Here is a 22,173-nt window from a genome sequence, read left to right on the forward strand (position 1 = left end):
GCATTACTTCCAATCCGGGTTTTGTTCCAGTTTGAGATTCGCGTTGATTTCGTCTTGCGGAATTGGGAAGTAGCGGTTTTTGGCGCTCACATTCCTTACCGGGTATACGCTGTTCACTGCTTTCGGTATAACCGTCAGGAATTTGTTCGTGCGGGTGAGGTCATACCAGCGGTCGCCTTCTGCGAAGAATTCCCAGGCGCGTTCCTGCAAAACAGCCTCGATAAAAGCATCTTTGGTCAATCCGGTTTTGAGATCGGCCAGCCCTGCGCGTTTTCTGATTGCATTTACAAAAGCATAAGCATCCGCGGTGGGCCCGTTCAGGCGTCCCTCCGCTTCGGCAGCGATGAGGTATACATCTGCCATGCGCAGGATCGGAATGTTAGGGATCAAACCGATTGTCGAAATCGGGTCCTGGTATTTTTTGATCAAAACACCTTCCGTCGTGATTGGTGTAATGCTGCGTTGCGGCACTACTTTGCCTGTTTTATCAATGTAATTGGTGTCGAGCAGGCCCCGGCGTGCATCTTTTGGATCGAAAGAATTAAAGAATGACTGATATGCAAACATCGACCCGTAGGAAGTTTTTGCATAAGCCGGACCGGCGCTTCCCGCGGGACCACAAAGACCGACCAGCTGGTGACCGAGACCAGGGGACACCGGATCAGCCTCGTACGCAAAAATGTTTTCCAGACGCGCATTGTCTTCATTGTCATAGCGGTACAAGTCCCAGACATTTGGCAGCAAAGCATGTTTGCCGCTCGCGATCACGGCTTTGGCTTTTTCCAGCGCCTTCGCCCAATCCTCATTATATAAAGCGGCTTTGGCATAAAGCGCCAGCGCCGCCTCATTGGAAACCCGGCCTTTCATCACCGTCGGGAAGGAAGGCAGTCCTGCCGTAGTCGCCTGATCGAGGTCGGCGTAAATCTGCTTGTAAACATCCGCTTTCGGATTTTTCGCGGTAGAAGCTTCTTCCTCGGTGTAGCTCGGAGTGATTTTTACCGGAACATCGCCGAAATTTTTAGTTAAAAACCAATAATAAAAAGCACGCAGAAAATACGCCTCGCCCAAAATCTGCTTCTTACGTACTTCGTCCATCGTGGCATCGGGCACTTTGGCGATTACCCAGTTTGCCTTTTCAATCCCGCCATAACACGACTGCCAGATCTGCTGCGGCGACTCATTCACGCGGCTGTTACTTTTCTGGGTGGTATAATTGACGTCGTAAGTGAACATGGTCAATGTGTTACGCCCCACCACCCCGCGGGGATAAGTCTGGTCGTCGCTGAAATCCGCGATCAATGTCAATGCGGGCGCGCCGCCGAGTCCGCCAAATGCGCCGTAAACAGCTACCAGTCCTTTTTCGGCGTCAGCAGCGGTTTTGTAAAATTCTTCGGTATAAATCGACGAGTAAATCGTCTCGTCCAGGTTGCAGGAGGGCAGCAGCAGGGAAACTCCCAGGATACCCAAACTGGCGGATATTTTTGCTAAATGTTTCATATTCAGATTATAATGTCGGGTTTAGAATGTGATCTGAAGACCTCCCAGGAATGAGCGGGATTGTGGGTAAACAAAGTTGTCAACCCCGATGACGGTGTTTGAGCCAGCATAAGTATTTACTTCCGGGTCAAATCCACTGTAATTCGTGATGGTGAAAAGATTGTTTGCACTGGCATAAATTCGGATTGCCTGCACACCTTTAAACTTGGGGAAAGTATATCCCAACGTCAGGTTTTTGCATCGCAGATAAGAACCGTCTTCCACCACATAATTGGAAATCGGAAGCCTGCCGCCTTGTGCCGGACTTACATACTGGTTATTCGGATTCGTTGGCGACCAGCGGTTTACGACACCCGCCAGCAAGTTGCGCTGACCCAGCGGGTTCTCAAACGAGAGGCGGCTTGCATTGTAAATGTCATTGCCTTGCGAGCCCGAGATGAACAGGCCCAGGTCGAATCCTTTGTAAGCCATATTAGTAGAAAACCCGTAAATGAATTTCGGATTAGGGTTACCCACAATGACCTGATCGGCTGCGGTGATCTGTCCGTCGCCAGTTACGTCTTTCACTTTATGTCCGCCAACACGTCCGTCGTAGCCGGGCAAAATGGTTTCGCCAGTCTGGTTAATGCCGTCAAAAACATAGGTTTTAAACATGCCCAGCGGCTGGCCCACTTTCAGCACGGTGTAAGTGGTTATAAAACGTTCGTTGGTTACACCGCCGTCGAGGTCAATGACCTTGTTCCGGTTGATGGTCGTGTTTGCCGAAACATCCCATTTGAATGCACCATTTAAGATCCTGGCATTCACGGCCAGTTCCAGACCTTTGTTCTGCAACGCGGCAAAGTTGCCAGTCAATGTGCCGTAACCTGAGCTGAGCGGCAACGTTTTTACATACAGCAAATCATTCGTTTTCTTCTGATAAACATCGGCGATAAAACTCACACGGTTGTTCAACACGCTGATATCCACCCCGAAGTTGGTCTGCACCGAACGCTCCCAGCGCAAATCCGGGTTGGCGATGCCGGTCGGGTTGATACCGGTGGTATAGGTATGGTTGATCATATAATCGCTGCCCGTAGCCGCCGCCGTAGAAAGTGACTGGTAGGGGCTGATACCGCCCGCATTTCCGGTGATACCGAAGCTGCCACGCAGTTTGAAGTCCGAAAGCCAGGTCACACTTTTCAAAAATGGCTCTTCGATCAGACGATAAGCCGCTGATACTGCGGGAAAAAGACCGTATTTATGATTGGCCCCAAACTTGCTCGAACCATCCACGCGGGCCGTTAGGTCAAGGAAAAATTTGTCCTTAAAACCATAATTGACGCGCGCCAGATATGAATCCAGACGCTGACTGCTGCGGCCGCTGCTCACGGTACGCGTCAGGGCCAGCTGCATCGCTTCGTTCTTCGTGGCGTCATTAGGGAAACCGCTGGCGTTCATGGTGTTGGAATTCGAATTTTCCAGCTGGGTACCAAATACGGCAGTCGCTTTGAATGTATGGTTTTTGCCAAGATTGGTGCTGTAAGTCAGTATACTTTCGTGCAGCAGCGCCAGGTAATTGGCATTGGCCTTGGAGCCGGAACCTGAATTATCATTCAAATCGCTTTTGTTGACGATCGAGCGGGGTGAGTAGCCGTCGTACAATTCGCCGCGCTGGTCAATGTTGAAGGAAGCACGATAGGTAAGTCCCTCGAACAGATTCACTTCGCCGTACAAATTGGCCAATGTTCTTTTAATATCCCTTTTGTTCAAAGCCGCAGCAAAATTCAACGGGTTCACCACCTCGCGGTACTGACCGCCAGCCTGCTCACCGAAAGGAAATATCGATCCGTCTTCCCGGTAGGGTTTCAATGTCGGAGGTGCGCCGATTGCCGCGCCGAGTACCGAGGATAGCACCGCGCCGCCGTCGCCAATGTTCTCGCCACCGGTCTGAATACCATCGTTCACCGAATAACTTCCCAGGATACTCGTCCCGATTTTAATCTTTTTGCTGATCCGGTGGTCGAGGTTCAGGCGGTAAGAATAACGCTTGAAACCGGAGCCGATGAATGTTCCTTCCTGGTCAAAATAATTGAGCGACAGTGCCAGCTGCGTTTTTTCGGTACCGCCATTAATCGAAAGCTGGTGGTTCTGGATTGGCGCCTTGCGGAAAATGTAGCTCTGCCAGTTGATACCCTCGCCCAGTGAGGCAGGATCGGGGTAGTAGTTATTTTTAAATACCTCATTTTCAAGCTGCGCAAATTGGGCCGCATTGAGTACGTCGAGGGTTTTGTTTACTTTCTGCGTGCCATAATAACTGTCGAAAGTGACTCGTGTCGCGCCATTTTTACCTCTTTTTGTGGTAATCAAAATTACACCGTTTGCGGCACGCGCCCCGTAAATCGCTGAGGCAGAAGCATCTTTCAAAACTTCTACCGACTCAATGTCATTCGGGTTGATGGTCGAAAGCGGGCTTACATCCGTGATGCCGCCACCATTTGAAACCTGTATCCCATCGATCACGTAAAGCGGCTCGGATGAACCATTGATCGAGTTGGTACCCCTGATCCGGACGCTGATATTACCGCCCGGCGCACCCGAATTCTGGTTGATCTGCACACCCGAAACCCGCGCCTGCAAGCCCTGGGCAATGTTCGCGACCGGCGTTTGCACGAGGTCAGCAGCTTTCACAGAGGCGATGGAACCTGTGGTTTCCACCTTCCGCTGCGTTCCGTAACCCACTACCACCACTTCCTCCAAAGCTTTGGTATCAGGTTTCAGGGTAATGTTGATGTTCGTACGGTTGTTGATTTCAACTTCTTCTTTGAGATAACCGACAAATGAGATCACCAAAGTAGCATTACCCGCGGCTTCCAGGGCGTAGGTACCTTCCGCCGTGGTCAGTGTTCCTTGCTGCGTGCCTTTTACGGTGACGCTCGCGCCGGGAATGGCCTCGCCTTTTTCGTCGGCTACTTTGCCGGTGACTTTGCCTGACTGTGCCAGCAATGATGGCGTTATGCCCAGACAAAAGATCAGGAGCATAAACAGATAAGGTATTTTTTTCTTCATTGAGCTAAAATTTAGGGTTGATCCGGAAAATGATAAAATAGGAATAGTGCAAAATAGATTACTTCAAGCAGCTGTCTTTTGTAACCGAAGCACCGAATACTCGACTCAAAATTGCAAATCGTTGGTGGCTGTTTTGAGTAAATATATAGGTAGGTAAGATCGCTGGTACTGCGCTAATACCACAAAAAAATCAGGAATTAGATCAAAAACTATCGGGAACGTTTGCGGATACGTTGCCGATATATGGTTTTATATATTTTTAATATGGTATTTTCTTAAATTTGTGAGGATGATTGAGATGAGGACTGCCAGTGAGTTGGCAGGTAGGGACTTAACTTTATCGAAGCGGTCTGAATTTTGAATGAATTAGAATAGTACAATAGCTATGATCAAATGTGTGAAGTGTGAGCAGGTAGACAGCATTATGAAAGCGGGCTATGTGCGCGGCAGGCAGCGGTACCTTTGCAAATCCTGCAATTACTATTTTACACATTCTGAAAAGGACCCTTCGATCCTGTCCCTCCAAAAGAGAAAGCGTCACCAAACGACGATCATTGACATTGCCCGCTCACTGGGTGTCTCCAATTCAACAGTCTCCCGCGCCTTGCACGACCATGCGGATATCAGTCCGGAAACCCGGCAGGCGGTTTTGGAAAAGGTAACGCAGCTGGATTACCAGCCTAACCAGCTGGCTTACAACCTTGTAAAAAGCCGCACAAATACCATCGGCCTCATCGCCCCGGAATTTCAAAACCCGTTTTTCCCGAATGTGATCATCGGCGCACATGAAATCCTGACCCAGGCTGGGTACAACCTGACGATCATGCAGAGCAATGAATCCTATCAGGTAGAAGTATCAAATGCAAAAGCCATGTTAGCTAACCGCATCGACGGCCTGATCATTTCGCTGACGCAGGAAACCAACAATTTCGAGCATTTGAATGTGTTTGCGAAGCGGGGAATTCCGCTGATTCTTTTCAACCGCGTTTGCAAACAGGTAGATGTGCCGAAAGTGGTTGTGAATGATTTTGAGGCATCATTTCAGGCAGTGGAACATTTGATCCTCAATGGTTATGAGCGTATTGCGCACCTCGGCGGCCCACTGAATTTGCTGGTTAGCCAGGAAAGGTTGCGGGGATACAAGGCTGCGATGGAAAAGTACGGCAAGACTATTGAAAGCCATATGATTATCCAGGGTATGTTAACCCAGCAAAAAGCACGGATTTATGGTCAATACCTGCTCGATCTGGCCGACCGCCCCGATGCCATTTTTGCAGTTAATGATTCCTCGGCGATTGAAATCATGCTGATGGCAAAGGAAAAAGGGATCAGTATTCCCGACGAATTGGGCGTAGTAGGTTTCAGCGACAACCCCGAATCGGTCTACATCGGTCCAGGCCTCACCACCGTGCGCCAGCCCACCTTAGAAATGGGCCGCACCACCGCCGACTGGATTTTGCAGCTGATCGATTCAGACGATGCCGAACTGCCGGAGAAGAAAATTTTGAAAACAGAACTGATCGTCCGGGGCTCCTCGGCGCGAAAAAAAGTTTTTTGAAATTTGGTTATATTTGTTCTGGTTCCTCAATTCATGACACATACTTATTATTAAACCTATCATCTTATGTTACGACAAGCAGTGCCGTCAGGAAGAGAAAAACGAGCGATCCTACACCTGTTGAGAACCATCAAGTCTCAGAGAAAGCTTGATATTCCAGAGGATACCACAGAGTATTTAATGCGAGGTATCAACGGGAAAAAATTAATGGAAGCAATTCGCGATATTGAAGAAGGAAGAAATATTGTTTACCATGACCTGATTGAAGTTTGACACTAGCTTGGCAAACCCTGGCCTGGAATCAATATTTAGAGTGGCAGGTAGAAGATAAAAATGTTGTAAAAAAGATAAACGAACTTATCAAGGAATGTTTGAGGACACCTTTTGAAGGAAAAGGAAAACCCGAAATGCTCCGGGCAAATTTATCTGGTTACTGGTCACGCAGGATTTCGGATGAACATCGACTTATCTACAAAGTTGAGAAGGATCTCATTACTATTATCAAGTGTAAATATCATTTTGATAGGGTTTAATGCCACGAATACACGAATAATATTTGTGGTTAATTCGCGGCCGCCGCTGCGGTGCATTCGTTGCATCAAAAGAAAAAAGTGCGAATCCAGCGGAAACGCACTTTATTAACTAACAGAATATAATTATGATTGCCTTGCCGGGGGTATCAGCTGAAAACCTCCCTGAATAACTTTAAACTTTTAGGAACGGCCGTGGCGGCGTCCTCTTTTCCTTCCATTTCGAGCGATATATAACCCTTAAAATTGGCCTTGCGCAGGATTTCTGCAATGCGTTTGTAATCCAGATTGAGGTCGTAATAGTGGCCTCCGCCGTAGTACGTCTTGGCTTGCACGATGGTTGCGTATGGCGCCAGGCGTTCAAATTGCGGATAGGGATCTCCCACAAAATTGCCCGTATCCACATTCATTCCCATCGCCGGCGAAGAAGCCAGCGGCTTATAAATTTCAAGCAAATAATCAATGTTAGACGACAGTCCCCAGTGGTTTTCAATCGCCAGCACGATACCCGCTTTTTCTGCCGCAACCAGACATTCGCCCATCGAATCAATACACCATTTGATTGCATCTTTGTCGGTATAGCCTTCAATCGGCGGCTCTTTTCCGTCTTTGTAATAATTGGCGTCGCGCTTCACGGTGCGCCAGCTGCCGGTATTCATCCGGATTGCGGGAATGCCCATTTGCGTTGCCAGGTTAATGCATTTGATGGTATGTTCAATGTCTTTTTTACGATCTTCTTCCTTCGGCTGCACAAAGCTCTGATGGATGGAAAGCAGCGGGAGTGATAAACCATTATCGAACGCCAGCCTTTTAAGCTTGTTCATGTAAGGTATCGTTTCGTTTTCCATCTGGCGGTGCAGAATTTCTACGCCGTCAAAACCCATCCGCGCCGCATCCTCGATCACCTTTTCAATAGGAAATTTCTCTTTGCCAAAATGCCAGTAAGAGTAGGTTGAAACCGCCAGCGGGATCCTCCTTGCCGGGGCTTTTCTCACCGGCTCCGCCTCGGCCGACTTACCCGCCAACATGGCCGCACCCGCCAGCGCGGACGTTTTCAACCAGTTTCTGCGGGAGTTGTTTTCAAGGTTGTTTTCCGAAGTGAGTAGTTGCATTGAGCAGTTTTTTAGCAATAGTTTTTTGCAATATAATTTGAAAAATTTGGACAAAGCAAGTTTAGTAAAAACAACCTGCTTTGTCCAAATCTGATCAGGGATTTTGTTTCAAAACACTGGAACCCATAATATCTATCTGAGCCTGAGGGATTGGGAAGTATTCGCTCTTGCCTTTCACGAATGTTGCACCCGACAGATAAGTCCGCTTCTTGCTTTCTTTCGCGAGATAGGCGTTCAAAACAACATCCGCATTTCCCCAGCGCACCAGGTCAAAATGCCTGTGACCTTCCATCGCCAGTTCCAGGCGGCGCTCGAAGCGCACTGCTTTTCTGGCATAATCCTGCGAAGCAAAAGCAGGGTAGGGCTTCACCAAATAATTAGCGGCAGGCCTTCCGGCAGCATCCGTCACCACCACATTAGCGGCGCGGGTACGAACCTGATTCACGATTTTCAAGGCAGTTGCCAGATCATTTTCTTCTACCGCTACTTCGGCGCGCATCAGCAAAATGTCCGCAAAACGGATCGCGCGATAGTTATTCGCATTGGCACGCGGCGACTCCGCACCTGCATTTTCACCATTGTAAGCGAAGAATTTTTTGAAAGTATAAGGCCCGCCAAAGCTCTGGTCGCGAATCCAGTTTTTGCCTGGGTGCGTGCCCCAGTTCAGGAAAGGTAACCCTCTTCTGCCGACCGTCCAGTCGAGGCGCGGGTCCAATGTGCCGGCGTATGGCGTGAAGGGATCGGTCGAAGAAAGTCCTTCGTCGTTGGTCACATCCACATCATTGAATGTATCCAGCATAGGAAGTCCTGCCGCATCCGTTTTGAATGCATTGACCAGATTTTGAGACGGTTGATAAAACCCGCAGCAGCCGCCAGGTGCAGAGCCGTAGGGGAAGTTGTAGTTATCGCCCCAGCTTCCGTTTTGGCCGGCACCGCCGTCACCCACAGACATTTGTACCTCAAAAATCGACTCAGCATTGTTCTCCGTCGCGATCCGGAAATTTTCGTGAAAATTGGCAACCAGGGAAAATGGTCCATTTGTGACAATGTCTTCCAGCAGCGGCTTGGCAGCCGTGTAATCCCGCTGGTACATGTGCACTTTCGCCAGCGCCGCCTTCGCAGTCCACTTGCTCACGCGACCTACCTGCGCCTTGGTAGCAGATACATTGTCGATCGCGAACTGGAAATCCGCCTCGATCAGCGGCCAGATATCCTGATCATTCGGCAGGTTAATGTAGTCGGTTACATTTTCGTCCACGTAAGGCACCATGTTCCAAAGCTTTTTGGCTTCGAAATGGTACCAGGCGCGCAGAAACCGCGCTTCTCCCAGCGATTGTGCTTTTTCGGCAGCAGTCATGTCCGTGGCCAAACCGGTAAGTTTGATCGCATTATTGGAGCGTGAAACACCGTCATACACCGCCACCCATTTATCATTATAAGCCCCGATATCTGCCTGTGGAATGTAGCGTTCGATGGTCGTGATCTGCGCCTGGTCACCTACGTCGCTGCCTTTGTAGGCGTCGTCGGAAGCGATGGAGCCGTAGATCCAGTTACTTACGGAAGAGGTATTCACCGGTCCGGAACCTACGCCGTCGAGCAGGCTGTACGCGCCGATCAGGACGGCATTCACCCCTGTTTTGTTGGAAAGCGACTGCTCGTTTCCTACCCCGAGCGGTGTCGTTTCCAGAAAGCTTTCGCTGCACGAAGCCATCATCGCCGCGCAGATTATTGCTGTTAATAATGTCTTTTTCATATATAAATGAATGATTGTCAGATGATAAGATAGCCTGGTTTAAAATCCGAAGTTGATACCGATCTGGTACATTTTGGAGTTAGGATAGTTCCCCTGATCCACACCCAGCACCGTGCTTCCCGGCGCAGAACCCACCGATGTCACCTCAGGATCAATCCCACTGTATTTGGTGATCGTGAAAAGATTTTGTGCCTGCAAATACACGCGAGCACTTTCAAAACCGATTTTTGACAAAACACCGGTCGGTAATGTGTAGCCCAGCGTCAGGTTTTTCATGCGGAAATACGAGCCGTCTTCGATGAAATAGCTGGAAGGCTGCTGGCTGCGGCTGTCGTTTGCGTCCAGGATAGGGAGTACCGCATCCGGATTTTCGGGCGTCCACGAATCGTTCAGCATCCGGAGGCTGCGGTTACCTGCCTGGTTGTTGAAATCCACCCAGCGTTTCACCATGTTGATGATCTGGTTGCCTTTCACACCCTGGAAAAATGCCGAGAGGTCGAAGTTTTTGTAGCCCACATTCAGGTTGATACCATAAGTAAAATCCGGGTGCGGGTTGCCGAGGAAGACGCGATCATTGTCGGTAATGGTGCCGTTGCCGTCGGTATCATGGTATTTGTATTTTCCAACTGCCGCGTAACCGGGATATTTCGGACCATTGTCCACTTCGCCCTGGTTTTGATAAATACCATCGATCTGCAAACCATAAAATGAATACAAAGGCATTCCGGCCACCGAGCGCGTCCAGGTATAGCTGCGGATTGCAGGGCCGAGGAGCACAGCAGTCGCACTGTTGTTCAGCTTCTTCACTTCATTTTTATAGGTCGAAAAATTAACCCCTACCGAGTAAGTCAGGTCGCCGTTCAAAGCTTTATTATTGAAGTCGATCGCGAGGTCAATTCCCTTGTTGTTCATTTCACCCACATTCACGAAAGGAATCGTGGCAACTCCCTGGGTTGCAGGCAATGCTACCTGGTACAACATGTCGGAGGTAGTACGATTGTACAAATCCAGATTCAGCCCGAACATCCCTTTCAGGAAAGTCGCGTCCAAACCAAGGTTGGTTTGGGTGGTTGTTTCCCACTTCGCATCCGGGTTACCAAATGCTTCGGTGTCAAAACCTGGCTCAACTGCATTGTTCCCACCGCCGATCGCATAGGAAGAAAGTCCCAGATTTGAGCGGTAAGTACTGAAACCGTTGTAGTTACCAATTTCCTGGTTACCAGTTTGTCCCCAGCCAGCACGGATTTTCAAGTCGTCGATCCAGTTTACCGGTTTCAGAAATGCTTCTTCCGAAAGCCTCCAACCTGCACTGAATGCCGGGAATGTTCCGTAGCGGTTGTTTTGACCAAAACGAGAAGAACCATCGCGGCGTACGGTTGCTTCGAGCAGGTAGCGGTCTTTCAAAGCATAGTTAACCTTTCCAAAGAGGGAGAAAAGCGCCCACTCGTAGCCACCGCCAGCATTGGCAATACCCGCAGTTCCCGAGCTAAGGAACATATACTGAGGATCTTCCGAAAAGAATGTGGTCCGTGTCGCCGAGAAATCACGGCCGGTTCCTTTAATCGCTTCAGTTCCCAGCAGCACGCCCAGTTTGTGAATGTTGCCGAAGGTTTTGTTGTAATTCAATGTATTCGACCACGTCCAGTTAATGTCGTAGGCATTCGCATTAGTCAAGGCATTCGCCGCTTCAATTTCAGCCTCTTCCAAATCCAGCAAGGTGTAACCCACACGATTGGCAGCAGTTAAATCGATACCAATGCTGGATTTCGCCGTCAGATCTTTGAGAATATCCACTTCCAGATAAGCATTACCGAATGCGCGGAAGTTATTCGTCTGGTTTTTGCGTGTCCGCCAAAGCTGCGCGACCGGGTTGGTAGCGGGGCCGAGGCCAGCCGCGCGGGTAGCCGCAAAGTTGCCCATAATGTCGTAAACCGGAATGATGGAGGGGATCCGGTAACCATTTCCGATTGGGTTTCCATCCTGGTTATTGGCCGAGCTGGCGGTACCATTGTTGTTATAGTACCCTTTGTTTTCTGTATAGCTCACTTCCAGGTTTTCGCCCAGACGAATGCGTTTTTTGAAAGAAAACTCGGTATTCGAGCGCAAAGAATATCGGTTAAACGAAGTGTGGATCAGTACCCCATCCTGCTTGAAATAGTTGAGTGCAATCGCGTAGCGGCCTGTTTCGGTCCCGCCGGTAGCACCCACATTGTATTCCTGGATGGCAGCCGGTCGCAGGATTTCCTTGTGCCAGTCGGTTCCTTCCTTATTGGCTTTTACGATTTGATAAAAACCTGCGCGGTTGTAGTTGTAGAGCGCCGGATCAGTCTTAGGGTCGCCCTCAAAAAGTCCGTAGCTCGAACCTGCCAGAATGTAGTCCGGTACCACTGCCGTCGGGCCGTTTCCGTACTGCTGATGCGAGGGGTTACCATTGGTTAAAACGCCCGCATTCTTGCGCTGCGTCCAAAGCAGGTCGCCGAATTGCTGCGGATCTTTGATCAGGTCCAGGTCCACTTTACCAGTTTGCAAACCTGCGCGGGAGTTGAATGTAAACCTTGCGGCACCTGCTTTTCCTTTTTTCGTAGTGATAATAATCACCCCGTTTGCAGCTCTCGAACCATAAATCGAAGCCGAAGAAGCATCTTTCAAAACCTGCATCGACTCAATGTTGTTCGGGTTAATGCTGTTCAAACCACCCTTGGTCGGCACGCCGTCGATCACATACAAAGGATCATTGTTGTTGATCGTACCAAAACCGCGGATACGTACCGTCGCCTCGCCGCCCGGACTGTTGTTGGAAGTAACCGTCACCCCCGCCACGCGTCCCTGCAACTGCTGCGCAACATTGGGTGCAGCCACTTTGGTCAGTTCGGTAGCGTCCACGGTCGAAACCGCGCCGGTAATGTCTCTTTTGGATTGAGAAGAATAACCTGTCACTACCACCTCGCTCAGCGATTTTACGTCCGATTGCAAGGTTATATCCACCTGCGATTTGTTCGCAATGTCCACTTCCAGCGTCAGAAAGCCGATAGACGATACTACCAATGTCGTGCTGCCGTCAGGTACCGTCAGCGAAAATGCACCGTCCGCGTCAGTCGTGGTACCGACGGAGGAGCTGCCTTTCAAAACCACTGTGGCGCCAGGAATGGTCGCGCCAGAAGCATCTACTACCTTTCCTTTGATGGAAAAATCAATTGTTTGGATGGTTTTGATGGAGGTACCTGCGCCTTCCTGCAATGTTTGTCCGGATTTCGACGCGGCGCGTTTCAGCAAGATTTGCTTGCCCGAAACTTCGTAGGTTACCTGCAAAGGCGTGAGAAAATTGTCGAGGATCGCTTCCAGTTTTTCTTCTTTGGCACTGAAAGTCACCTTGCGTTCCGAGCGGATCAGCTCCGGGCTGTACATGAAATTTACGCCCGAAAGTTTGCCGATCTGATTCAGGGCTGCGCCGATTTTTTGTTCCTTAATGTTGATGGTCAGCTTGCGGCTCAGCACCTCCTGCCCGAATCCCTCGAAGGCAAAAGCGAGCTGCGATAACCCCGCAACCAGCACCATTTGTAAGAGGCTTATTCTCATGATTTTGAGCAGTAATCTCTGCCGGTAAAAGGTTTTTTTCATACTTTTGTTTGTTTTGTAGGTGATAAAAAATCGGCAAAATAATTCCCGTCATCCCTGTTCGACTTCCTGTCGGGGATGCTCTTAGCGCCAGCATAGAAAGGGGGATTTTAGATAGGGTGAATGATGTTGACGCATCGTTCACCTTTTTTGTTTTTAACCAAATAATGTCTGTTTTAGGTGAGTAAAATTATTGGCAGGGATTTCCTTTAATGCTGATTTTTTCCTGGTCGGTATCATACTCCGCTTCTAGGATCGCACAAATCCATTTCAGTTTATTTTCAAGCGGCTCATCGCCCAATGTTGCCGTAATGCTGCAATGTGCCATCGCCGCTTTATCGTAATGAATGTCAACGCCATAAGCTTTCGCAAGAGACGCAAATACCTCGCTGACAGGCGTTTCGGAATAGGTAAAAACCTGTTTTTCAATCGGGATATGCAGCAGAACCGGACTTTTTGCCGTCGATCGTACAAGCTTTGATCCGCTTCTTTCAAATGTTACCTGCTCATTGCAAGTCAGTAACATGGCACTTAATGTTTTGTCGGTTTCGTAATCTTTTGCTTTCGAATCGTCTTTTGCAAAAACAGAAACCTTCCCTGTCTTGACTGCCACGACTACCTGTTCACCTTTTTCCTCCGCCTGAATGCTGAAACTGGTCCCGTGCACTTTCGCAACAAGCTCATTTGCATAGACAAAAAATGGCTGATCAGGATTTTTCACTACTTCAAAAAATGCGTCACCGAGCAGGTAAACTTCCCTTTTATCTTTTTCAAAATGTTCGGGAAATTGGACCGTACTGTTTTTCTGCAAAACAATCGAGCTGCCGTCAGGTAACCGCACGTATTTGACGGCGGCACTTTCATTCGTCACAGTTTTGAAAATGCTTTTGGTATCCGCTGCAACTGGCTGGTTCTGAGTGCTGACTGTGTGATTTTTATAAATCCGTAAAACCGTAAACCCGATCCCCAAAGCGATCAAGAGCGATGCCGCCATGCTCCACACCGACATCGGGAACCGGCTTACAGCGTTTTTTCGGTTGATGATCTCAATTTGTTTCGCGGTTTTCAGCGCCTGCGCAATTTTCCGCTCAATGTGCTTGTCGGAAACCAGCCGGTTTTCCCACTCTACGGCATGAACAAACTCTTTCGCTTTTTCAAGAATTTCCTGACGGTCAGGCGCTTCGGCCGCCCAATGTTCCCACAGTAAATCGTCCTGCGGTTTCTCTCCCTTGGTCCAGCTGATGAAAGCGGGGTCTTGAAGTAAATGTTCTAATGTTTGGGAAAACCGGGAATTCATGCTTGCCAGGGTCAACTGTTTACATTATCCCTGAAATCTGTCGGGATACTCACCTGGATAATATTATTTTGAAAATATTTTTTGTTTCAGGCGAAAATTTGGGAAAACCAGCAAAAACAAATAGAAATGGAAGAAGTGGAAGGCCAGAATTTACGCAGATTCGAGAGCGCCCGCTGGGTAATGTTGCTCACCGACTGCGGGTTGATAGAAAGCAGACTGGCGATTTCTTCGGTACGAAGATTTTGAAAAAAACGGAGGTAAATGACTTCTTGCTGGCGCACAGGTAGTTGCTCCATCACATTGCGGACCTGCATAGTAAGCGCCTCGCTGTTTTCGTGCTGGATCAGCAAGTCTTCTTTGGAAAATTCGGCATAATGCTCGTCAAATTCATCCGTAAACTCGACCACGTCGGCGAGCGGCCTGATCGTTTTTAACATGCGGTGACGAAACGCTTTGAGCAGGTAGAACCGGACGTGCGGGGTATCATTGATAGACTCCCGGTGCAGCCAGAGATGGATCAGTAAATCCTGCAACGTATCTTCGACGACCTGCTGGTTAGGGGTAAACCGGTGCCCGTAAGTCAGCAAAGTACGGTAGTATCGCCGGGCGAGTTCGGTATATGCGTGTTCGTCCCCATCGCGGAACAGGTTCCATAAAATATTGTCGTCATGAAGTGTGGCTGGCCTGTCCAATCTGGGAGTAAAGATTTAGGATGTATTCCAAAAATAAGCAACCAGCCGACTATTTGAAATACTATTTTGCATTATATTGAAATAACAAAATTTTATTATTTTATTTTACAAAATGGCAGGTATGTATGTACCAGTAAATTTTCTCACCCGCCACTTTTCTTAACCTTATCCACGCCATGGTCCGCAGAGTCCTCATTTTTTTATTTGTTTTATCGCTTCATCAAATAGCCCGCGCCCAGTCGGAACCCGATTACAAAGCCAGGATGGGGCAGATTATGTGGAATATCCAGAAGCATTTTTACGAACCTTCCACCGGATTATTTTTCGAGACAACCGGTAAAAATGAAAAGCCGCATTCCTACCTCTGGCCGCTCTGTGCATTAGTCCAGGCAGCCGACGAAGTGGAGACGGTTTTGCCGGGCAAACAATATATGAAACCGGTTTTGGAAGCAATAGGGCAATATTACAACACAGAAGCACCCGCGCCGGGTTACCAGGCTTACGTGACCAAAGAGCAAAAAGACGCCCGTTTTTATGACGATAATCAGTGGATTGCGATTGCCTGTCTGGATGCGTACAACCGTACGAAGGATGCGGCTTACATGAAGATCGCGGATGAAATTTACCGTTTTCAAATGACGGGTTATGATGACAAATCGGGTGGGGGACTATACTGGCGGGAGGATGAAAAAAATACGAAAAATACCTGCTCAAATGGTCCAGGAATCCTGGTTGCGTTGCAGCTTTACAAGATTACCCAAATCAAAGAGTACCTCACCACTGCCGTAAAATTGTACGACTGGACGAAGGAAACCCTGCGCGCGCCGGAGGGTGTTTATTACGACGCAATCAAAATTCCGGACCTGAAAATAGACTCCGCGCGGTATACTTATAATACGGGCACGATGCTGCAAGCCAGTGTTTTACTCTATTCACTCACCGGCGAAGGCAAATACCTCGACGAGGCAAAAGCGCTGGCAGCAGGCTCAAAAGCCTATTTTTACAAGAAAAACCGCCTGCCCGATAACTACTGGTTCAATGTAGTCCTGCTGCGCGGTTTCGAAGAACTGTATAAAGTGGACAAAACCGCCGGCGATTTCCAAATGTTCAAAGACGACGCCGAGCGGATCTGGAAGGAAGAAAAAGACGCGACCGGCCTGCTGGGAAGCAAACCGGTCAAATCATTGATCGATCAGGCGGCGATGCTGGAAATGTATGGGAGGTTGGAGGGGTTGAGCCACCAATAATTACTCCGAATCCTTGTAAACCCCAAATTCACTAATCGCCACGCTCACAGGCGATTTGGTGATTCTTAGTCTCAACTTCGAAGAAGTGACCGGGATTTCGAGCTTGACGAGTCTTTTGGCGCCGATGCTGGTGCCTTTACAAATTTCTTTCCACTGGTCGCCCTGCCAGGCATCCACAGCGAATTCTTCGATGCGCTGACCCAGCTTAATGTATTCCTGAATGCTGATCATGTCGAAAACCGCTGGTTGGCCGAGGTCGATGATCACTTCCGGGGTTTTGAAATCGTCGTCGGTGGCCCAGTAGGTTTCCGGTTTGCTGTCGAGCAAGTTTTTGGCGCTGTAAATGGAGTTGTAACCGCGTACATTCACGGCTTTGGATGAGGCCCGTGCAGCCAGGTTGGTTGCAAATGTTTGTTTTAAGTGGTCGCCGAAGGATTTTAGTGCGGCAACATCATCGTCGTGCAGCTGCCCGCGCGTGTCCGGTGCAAGACCCAGATCCAATGCGGCACCGCGGCCTACACTTTTGAGATAGAGATCAAATAATTTTTCAGGTGTTTTAGGTTTTTCTGTCGGGTGATAAAACCAACCTTTGCGCAGCGGGACATCACATTCTGCTGGTATCCAGAACTTTCCGTTTCTTGTGCCGCCTGGATTTTCGGTAGCATTCGCTTGTCCTGGCACGGCGACGTTTTTGCCTTCGGATGGTTTTGGGGTCAATGTGGCCCAGGAAGTTTCGTTTACACTGCCGTCTTCATTCCCAGCCCACCGCACGTCCCAGCCGATGTCACTGAAAATGTTGGCCGAAGGTTGCAGTTTGCGGGTCAGGTTCGTCCAGGTCGAATCCCACTGGTAATAAGTGGTGTTGTCAATCGAGCGTTTTTCTTTCGCGCCGCCGTAGTAGCCATCGCCACCATTCGCGCCGTCATGCCACGACATGAAAAGCTCGCCATAGTTGGTATAAAGTTCTTTCAGCTGCTCGCGGTAAATTTGCAGATATTCCGGTGTACCGTATTTGGCATTATTCCGGTCCCAGGGAGAGCAGTAAACCCCGAATTTCAGTCCGTGTTTTCTTGCAGCGTCTGCGACTTCTTTTACCAAATCACCTTTTCCACCGCGGAAAGGGCTTTTGGAAATGTTATAATCCGTGGTTTTTGTGGGCCAGAGCGCAAATCCATCATGATGTTTAGCGACCAACACGATACCTTTTAAGCCACCTGCCTTCGCAGCCAAAATAATCTGCTCCGCATTGAAATCACTGGGATTGAATGTCTTCGGATCGGCGTCGCCAAAACCCCACTCCTTATTTTCGAATGTCGTCGGCGTAAAGTGCATGATGCCGTAAACTTCCGTTTCGTGCCAGGCTACCTGCCGTGGAGCGGGTAATGCGCCATATGGTTTCGGTGGAGTTTGCGCGAAGGAATTCAGTGCAGTAAGTAAAAGAAGAGCGGCTACAGGTCTGATCATTTCTTTATGAAAATTAGGTAGTAAGTGTCAAGTAGTATTGAAAAGTGAAGATCGGTTTTTTTGAAAACACTTCGTCGATTTTTGTCGAGTATGTTGACGGGATAATTTCTTTACCCGTTTGAAAGCCAGTATTCCTAACAAAAACCTTAATTTTTATTTATAAATTTGAATACTCTTCAACGTTCCAAATCATTCATGCTATGTTCAATATTATTGATGACTATATGGAATTAAGGAAAAATATGAGCCTTTTGATTAACAAATCAGGGTTTAAGAATACCTATTTGGCAGAGCAGATCGGAATGCCGGCTCCAACATTTAGTGTTAAAAAACAACGCGGAAACTGGACGCCTGATGAGATGAAGAAGATACTGGACATTATCGAAAGCGAGCGGCTTGAAGATATGTTTTTACTGGAACTCACGCGTGCCGAGAGCAACGAGCCGCGGTATCCGATAGACGATCTCATAAAGAAAATGGGATGGTAGTTGAATATGTCAAGAGATTTGAAAAAGACCTCAAAAAAGCTCCCAAAGACATTCAGAAGCGGGTATTTGAAGTTATTCTTAAATTAAAGGAAGCTGAAAATCTCGAAGTTTCCGGCGTAGACTACAAGAAAATGGCGGGTCAGGAGGGTCAGTATCATAGGATTCGGGTGGGTGACTGGCGTATCGGCATTGAATACATTCACCCCGATGTTACATTGCTTCGAGTTTTAGCTCGCGGCAATGTGTACAAATCATTTCCCTAATCAATCACAAACAAATAAGCCGGCTGCAAGCCTATCTCACCCGCAGATTTTGCCGGGATTTCAATTGCTCCATCTTTCACTTTCAATGCCTTTTTGTTGCCCGCAAATGTGATTTTAGCTTTCGGAGCCAATGTTAAACCTTCGGGTTTCAAAGTTGCAGGCAGCTTCTCGCCAGCGTCGGCCAGGTAAAAGGCGTAGGTCGTATTTCCTTTTTTGGTGTAAGCCCATTTACCCTGACGGTATGGTGCTAGTGGCTTGGTTTCGTAGATCCCTACACTGTTGACATTCATCCATTTACCCATTTCCTCCAGGCGCTGGTAGGCTTCTTCGTGCCACTCGCCATCGGGGCCGGGGGCGACATTCAGCAGCAGGTTTCCGCCTTTGGCAACAATGTCGACCAAGGTATGCACCAGCTTCTGCGTCGATTTGAAATTTTCTTTTGGAATGTAAGACCAGGAATCGCCCATCGTCATGCACGATTCCCAGGGGATTGACATATAATGATCTGGGATGGATTGCTCGGGCGTAACGTAATTTTCAAATTCGCCAGTCACAGTCCGGTCTACGACAAGCAGGCCTGGCTGGTGCGAGCGGGCCATTTTGGCGATTTTTGCCATGTCAATATCCTGGTCGTACGGGATGGATTTCTGCCAGCTGATATTTGGGTCGATGGTACTGAACGGACGCACCCAGCCGCCGTCCAGCCAGAGAATGTCCACGCTGCCATAATCCGACATTAACTCTTCTATCTGGTTGTAAGTGAAGTCTTTGAACTTATTCCAAAGTTCCGGACGCTTTTTAGGATCATAAGAAACATTGCGATCCTTAGGCGGGAAATATTTCCACCAATAAAATTCATTATTCCAGTCAGGTTTGGAAAAATAGGTACCCGTCATGAAGCCCTGGTTACGAAATGCGGCCAGCACTTCTTTGGTTACATTTGCTTTTGGGTTAGACTTAAATGGCGTGTTTGTAATCTTATAATCAGTGTACTTTGAATCAAACATCGCAAAGCCGTCGTGGTGCTTGGTTATAAAAACCACATATTTCATCCCTGCATTCTTCGCGGCAGTGGCCCATCTTTCAGGATTGAATTTTACAGGGTTGAATGTTTTCGGAATGTCCTCATAAGCTTTTTTGTACTCATACCAATCATGCGAATGCGGTCCTTTCCGCTCACACCAGCCTTCGTCTTCCGGGCAAAGCGACCATGATTCTACGATCCCCCACTGGCTATACGTTCCCCAATGCATCAGTAGGCCAAACTTGACATCCTGCCATTTAGCCAGCTTTTGCTGCACCAGCGGGTCGGTAGGGGCTACATATTTTGAGTGGTTTTGCTCCGAATGTTGCTGGGCCAGCGACAGGTTTCCCAAAAGCAACCCCGAAAGCAGGATCGCCGCAGATTTTAATTTCATTTGAAAAAATATTGAATGTATACAGACTGATATTTTATGAGAAGTAGCTTTCCGAATTGATCACTTTTCCTTTTCCGCCTTGCTCGGTAACCGTATAGTTAAAGCCTTTCTGGATCGAATACGCACCGATTTCGCCTTGTTTATTGATCGCAATAAAACCGACCTGGAATGTTTTGGCTTTCTCGGGATTGATTTTGATGATGCGCTCGATCGCTTTTTTGCAAGCTTCGGCAGGGGTCGCACCATTCCGCATCAATTCTACGATGGTATGTGTGCCACAAATGCGTATCACTTCTTCGCCCTGGCCGGAGCCGGTTGCTGCACCCACCTCATTATCAACATATAGGCCCGAACCAATGATCGGAGAGTCGCCGATGCGGCCGCGCATTTTGAAGCCCATGCCGCTTGTGGTACACATTCCGGACAAATTTCCCGACGCGTCCAGAGCGATCGTACCCATCGTATCATGGTTGAATGAACCGTCTTCAAAACGCTCGGGTGCAAATGGTCCGTGGCCTTTTGGATGGGCTTGCTGGCGCTCAATGTTGATCACCGGCTTGTAATCGGCCTTTTTAAGCCACTCTTTATAAGCCTTTTCCGCATCAGGCGAAAGTTTGCCGGATTCCAGTTTAAATCCGCTCGCTATCGCAAACTGTTGTGCGCCTTCTCCCGCCAGAAAAACGTGCGGCGTCGTCTCCATCAATTTCCTCGCAAGTGAAATCGGGTGCTTTACTTTTTCCACAAAGGCAACGGAACCGCAGTTAAACTTGTCATCCATCAAACAGGCGTCCAATGTTACGTGGCCGTCGCGGTCGGGGTTACCGCCGAGGCCAACGCAGCAGTTAATGTCATTTTCAATGGCAATCGCTGCTTGTTCGACGGCATCGAGCGCTTTTCCGCCTTTTTCCAGCACTGGCCAGGCGGCTGCGTTTGAAATTTGCCCGCTATTCCAGGTTGAAACGACCAGCGGCTTGTTCACAGCCTTGCTTTTTGCAAAGACCTGATTAATACGGGTTAAGGGCAACGCAAGGGCAGAAAAACGCAGAAAAGACCGGCGGTTGGATTTCATAATGCTGGATTTGGGGTGAGTGCCAGAATAATAGATTTGTAAATATTTTAAAAATACCGAAGGGAATACGAAATTTTTTCAAATATAGGATGGAATCATTCGAACGTCAATCAAAATACAAAATTTTGTCAAGTAACATTGCGGAGTGGCTTCACTCTGAAAAATTTATATTTTTTTTGTAACTGGTTTAAAATAATGAAACACACTTTGTTGATGCAACCGCAACCAGCCAGTGTCGATGTAGCGATTAATGCTTACGGCAAACCCTACCAGACCGCCATCACACTTTTAACTTTGTTGAAACACTCAGGTCAGTGGATCGATAAAATTTATTTCGTCGAAGAACGCAAACAGCCTGAGCCTGTTGATTTTAAGTTTATTTTTAAAATGCTGGGTCAAGGTAAGATTATTTACTACCGGCCGCTTTTCTGGTTTTGGTACAAGCAGGTTAACCAGTTTTTGCAAAAGTTTGGACTGTACCGGAGAGCGATCAGGTATCAGTATGCTTGGGAGAAAACGGATAAAAAATTCCTGCTCATCATCCATAACGACTTGTATTTTTCCGGGGATCTGGTAGGTGAGTATCTTAAAAATATCGGTGACCACACGGGTATCGGGAAGATCGGGCAGTGCTGGAATTGTCCGGCACATTCGGCTGGGTTGTGCGATGGCGACCGCTACCTAAATTACCGGCCGAGCTATGAAGAGATCATGCGCCTGAATGAGCAATATCCGGGTCCGCCGAGAAGTAAATTTTATGCGGAATACATTGAAAAAGACCGGCCCTGGCCGCTGCCCGAGTGCAGGCTGAATGAATATGTTGCCCTGGTGAACCTTGAAAAAGCAAAACCGGATACGGTTCCGTACGGAAAAGCGACGCCTTTTGGGATTATCAATGTGATCGATGTGGGTGTGGCGTGGTTTCACCAACTTAATAATGAAGGACATACTTTCGCTAATTTTGATTATGATCCTTATGTGACGCACAGCTGGGTGAGTTTGAAAAATGCGGGTCACGAGGCACTTTTTAATAAGGATTTATACAAATACGAGGAGGAAGTGGCTCTGAAAGTCTTAAAAGAGGAGTTCGGCTACCAGCCCGCGAAATAACCCGCTTCAATC

At 48.3% G+C, this 22,173-nt stretch carries 17 protein-coding genes; 7 read left to right on the forward strand and 10 right to left on the reverse strand.

The window, feature by feature from the left end; genetic code table 11:
- Positions 1 to 3: 3 nt before the first annotated feature.
- Complete coding sequence (locus tag FEN17_RS22430) at positions 4 to 1,497, reverse strand: RagB/SusD family nutrient uptake outer membrane protein (protein WP_138367612.1); 1,494 nt, start codon at positions 1,495 to 1,497, stop codon at positions 4 to 6.
- Positions 1,498 to 1,518: 21 nt separating this feature from the next.
- A complete protein-coding gene (locus tag FEN17_RS22435; protein WP_138367613.1) occupies positions 1,519 to 4,545 on the reverse strand; it encodes a SusC/RagA family TonB-linked outer membrane protein in 3,027 nt (1,008 codons plus the stop codon).
- Between the two features lie 385 nt (positions 4,546 to 4,930).
- Here FEN17_RS22435 and FEN17_RS22440 point away from each other — a divergent pair, with 385 nt between their 5' ends.
- The 3 genes from FEN17_RS22440 to FEN17_RS22450 all read left to right on the forward strand — a co-directional run bounded on the left by FEN17_RS22440 (position 4,931) and on the right by FEN17_RS22450 (position 6,636).
- A complete protein-coding gene (locus FEN17_RS22440) occupies positions 4,931 to 6,103 on the forward strand; it encodes a substrate-binding domain-containing protein (RefSeq protein ID WP_138367614.1) in 1,173 nt (390 codons plus the stop codon).
- A 66-nt stretch (positions 6,104 to 6,169) separates the two neighbouring features.
- A complete protein-coding gene (locus FEN17_RS22445) occupies positions 6,170 to 6,376 on the forward strand; it encodes a hypothetical protein (protein ID WP_138367615.1) in 207 nt (68 codons plus the stop codon).
- Positions 6,373 to 6,636 (forward strand): Txe/YoeB family addiction module toxin, encoded by a 264-nt coding sequence (locus tag FEN17_RS22450; protein ID WP_138367616.1) that lies wholly within the window; start codon positions 6,373 to 6,375, stop codon positions 6,634 to 6,636. The genes FEN17_RS22445 and FEN17_RS22450 overlap by 4 nt, the downstream gene beginning before the upstream one ends.
- 146 nt (positions 6,637 to 6,782) lie before the next feature.
- Here the strand turns inward: FEN17_RS22450 and FEN17_RS22455 are convergent, their stop codons facing one another.
- The 5 genes from FEN17_RS22455 to FEN17_RS22475 all read right to left on the reverse strand — a co-directional run bounded on the left by FEN17_RS22455 (position 6,783) and on the right by FEN17_RS22475 (position 15,102).
- The gene (locus tag FEN17_RS22455; protein WP_138367617.1) at positions 6,783 to 7,745 is read right to left on the reverse strand and encodes a sugar phosphate isomerase/epimerase family protein; all 963 of its coding nucleotides are present in this window, start codon (positions 7,743 to 7,745) and stop codon (positions 6,783 to 6,785) included.
- A gap of 94 nt (positions 7,746 to 7,839) precedes the next feature.
- Positions 7,840 to 9,498, reverse strand: coding sequence for a RagB/SusD family nutrient uptake outer membrane protein (locus FEN17_RS22460; protein ID WP_138367618.1), 1,659 nt, complete (start codon positions 9,496 to 9,498; stop codon positions 7,840 to 7,842).
- A 39-nt stretch (positions 9,499 to 9,537) separates the two neighbouring features.
- Entirely contained in the window at positions 9,538 to 13,116 is a 3,579-nt protein-coding gene (locus tag FEN17_RS22465; RefSeq protein ID WP_138367619.1) for a TonB-dependent receptor, read from the reverse strand.
- Between the two features lie 187 nt (positions 13,117 to 13,303).
- The gene (locus tag FEN17_RS22470; RefSeq protein WP_138367620.1) at positions 13,304 to 14,410 is read right to left on the reverse strand and encodes a FecR family protein; all 1,107 of its coding nucleotides are present in this window, start codon (positions 14,408 to 14,410) and stop codon (positions 13,304 to 13,306) included.
- 86 nt (positions 14,411 to 14,496) lie between these two features.
- The gene (locus FEN17_RS22475) at positions 14,497 to 15,102 is read right to left on the reverse strand and encodes an RNA polymerase sigma factor (RefSeq protein ID WP_171037979.1); all 606 of its coding nucleotides are present in this window, start codon (positions 15,100 to 15,102) and stop codon (positions 14,497 to 14,499) included.
- A 176-nt stretch (positions 15,103 to 15,278) separates the two neighbouring features.
- Between FEN17_RS22475 and FEN17_RS22480 the strand changes: the two genes are divergently transcribed.
- On the forward strand, positions 15,279 to 16,349 hold the full coding sequence (locus tag FEN17_RS22480) for a glycoside hydrolase family 76 protein (RefSeq protein ID WP_138367622.1): 1,071 nt from the start codon (positions 15,279 to 15,281) through the stop codon (positions 16,347 to 16,349).
- Here the strand turns inward: FEN17_RS22480 and FEN17_RS22485 are convergent, their stop codons facing one another.
- Complete coding sequence (locus tag FEN17_RS22485; RefSeq protein ID WP_138367623.1) at positions 16,350 to 17,813, reverse strand: alpha-L-fucosidase; 1,464 nt, start codon at positions 17,811 to 17,813, stop codon at positions 16,350 to 16,352. It lies immediately after the preceding gene.
- A 200-nt stretch (positions 17,814 to 18,013) separates the two neighbouring features.
- Here FEN17_RS22485 and FEN17_RS22490 point away from each other — a divergent pair, with 200 nt between their 5' ends.
- Both FEN17_RS22490 and FEN17_RS22495 read left to right on the forward strand, forming a co-directional pair.
- Positions 18,014 to 18,301, forward strand: a complete 288-nt coding sequence (locus tag FEN17_RS22490; protein WP_138367624.1) for a hypothetical protein — start codon at positions 18,014 to 18,016, stop codon at positions 18,299 to 18,301.
- Entirely contained in the window at positions 18,295 to 18,564 is a 270-nt protein-coding gene (locus tag FEN17_RS22495; protein ID WP_138367625.1) for a type II toxin-antitoxin system RelE family toxin, read from the forward strand. The genes FEN17_RS22490 and FEN17_RS22495 overlap by 7 nt, the downstream gene beginning before the upstream one ends.
- Here FEN17_RS22495 and FEN17_RS22500 read toward each other — a convergent pair.
- Both FEN17_RS22500 and FEN17_RS22505 read right to left on the reverse strand, forming a co-directional pair.
- Positions 18,561 to 19,982, reverse strand: coding sequence for an alpha-L-fucosidase (locus FEN17_RS22500; RefSeq protein ID WP_138367626.1), 1,422 nt, complete (start codon positions 19,980 to 19,982; stop codon positions 18,561 to 18,563). The genes FEN17_RS22495 and FEN17_RS22500 overlap by 4 nt on opposite strands.
- Before the next feature lie 34 nt (positions 19,983 to 20,016).
- Complete coding sequence (locus FEN17_RS22505) at positions 20,017 to 21,051, reverse strand: isoaspartyl peptidase/L-asparaginase family protein (protein ID WP_138367627.1); 1,035 nt, start codon at positions 21,049 to 21,051, stop codon at positions 20,017 to 20,019.
- 213 nt (positions 21,052 to 21,264) lie between these two features.
- On the opposite strand from FEN17_RS22505, the gene FEN17_RS22510 reads away from it, so the two are divergent.
- Positions 21,265 to 22,161 carry a hypothetical protein gene (locus tag FEN17_RS22510; RefSeq protein WP_138367628.1) on the forward strand — a complete coding sequence of 299 codons (897 nt, stop codon included), beginning with the start codon at positions 21,265 to 21,267 and terminating at the stop codon, positions 22,159 to 22,161.
- Positions 22,162 to 22,173: the final 12 nt, after the last annotated feature.

Source organism: Dyadobacter luticola (genome assembly GCF_005860805.1).
GTDB lineage: Bacteria > Bacteroidota > Bacteroidia > Cytophagales > Spirosomataceae > Dyadobacter > Dyadobacter luticola.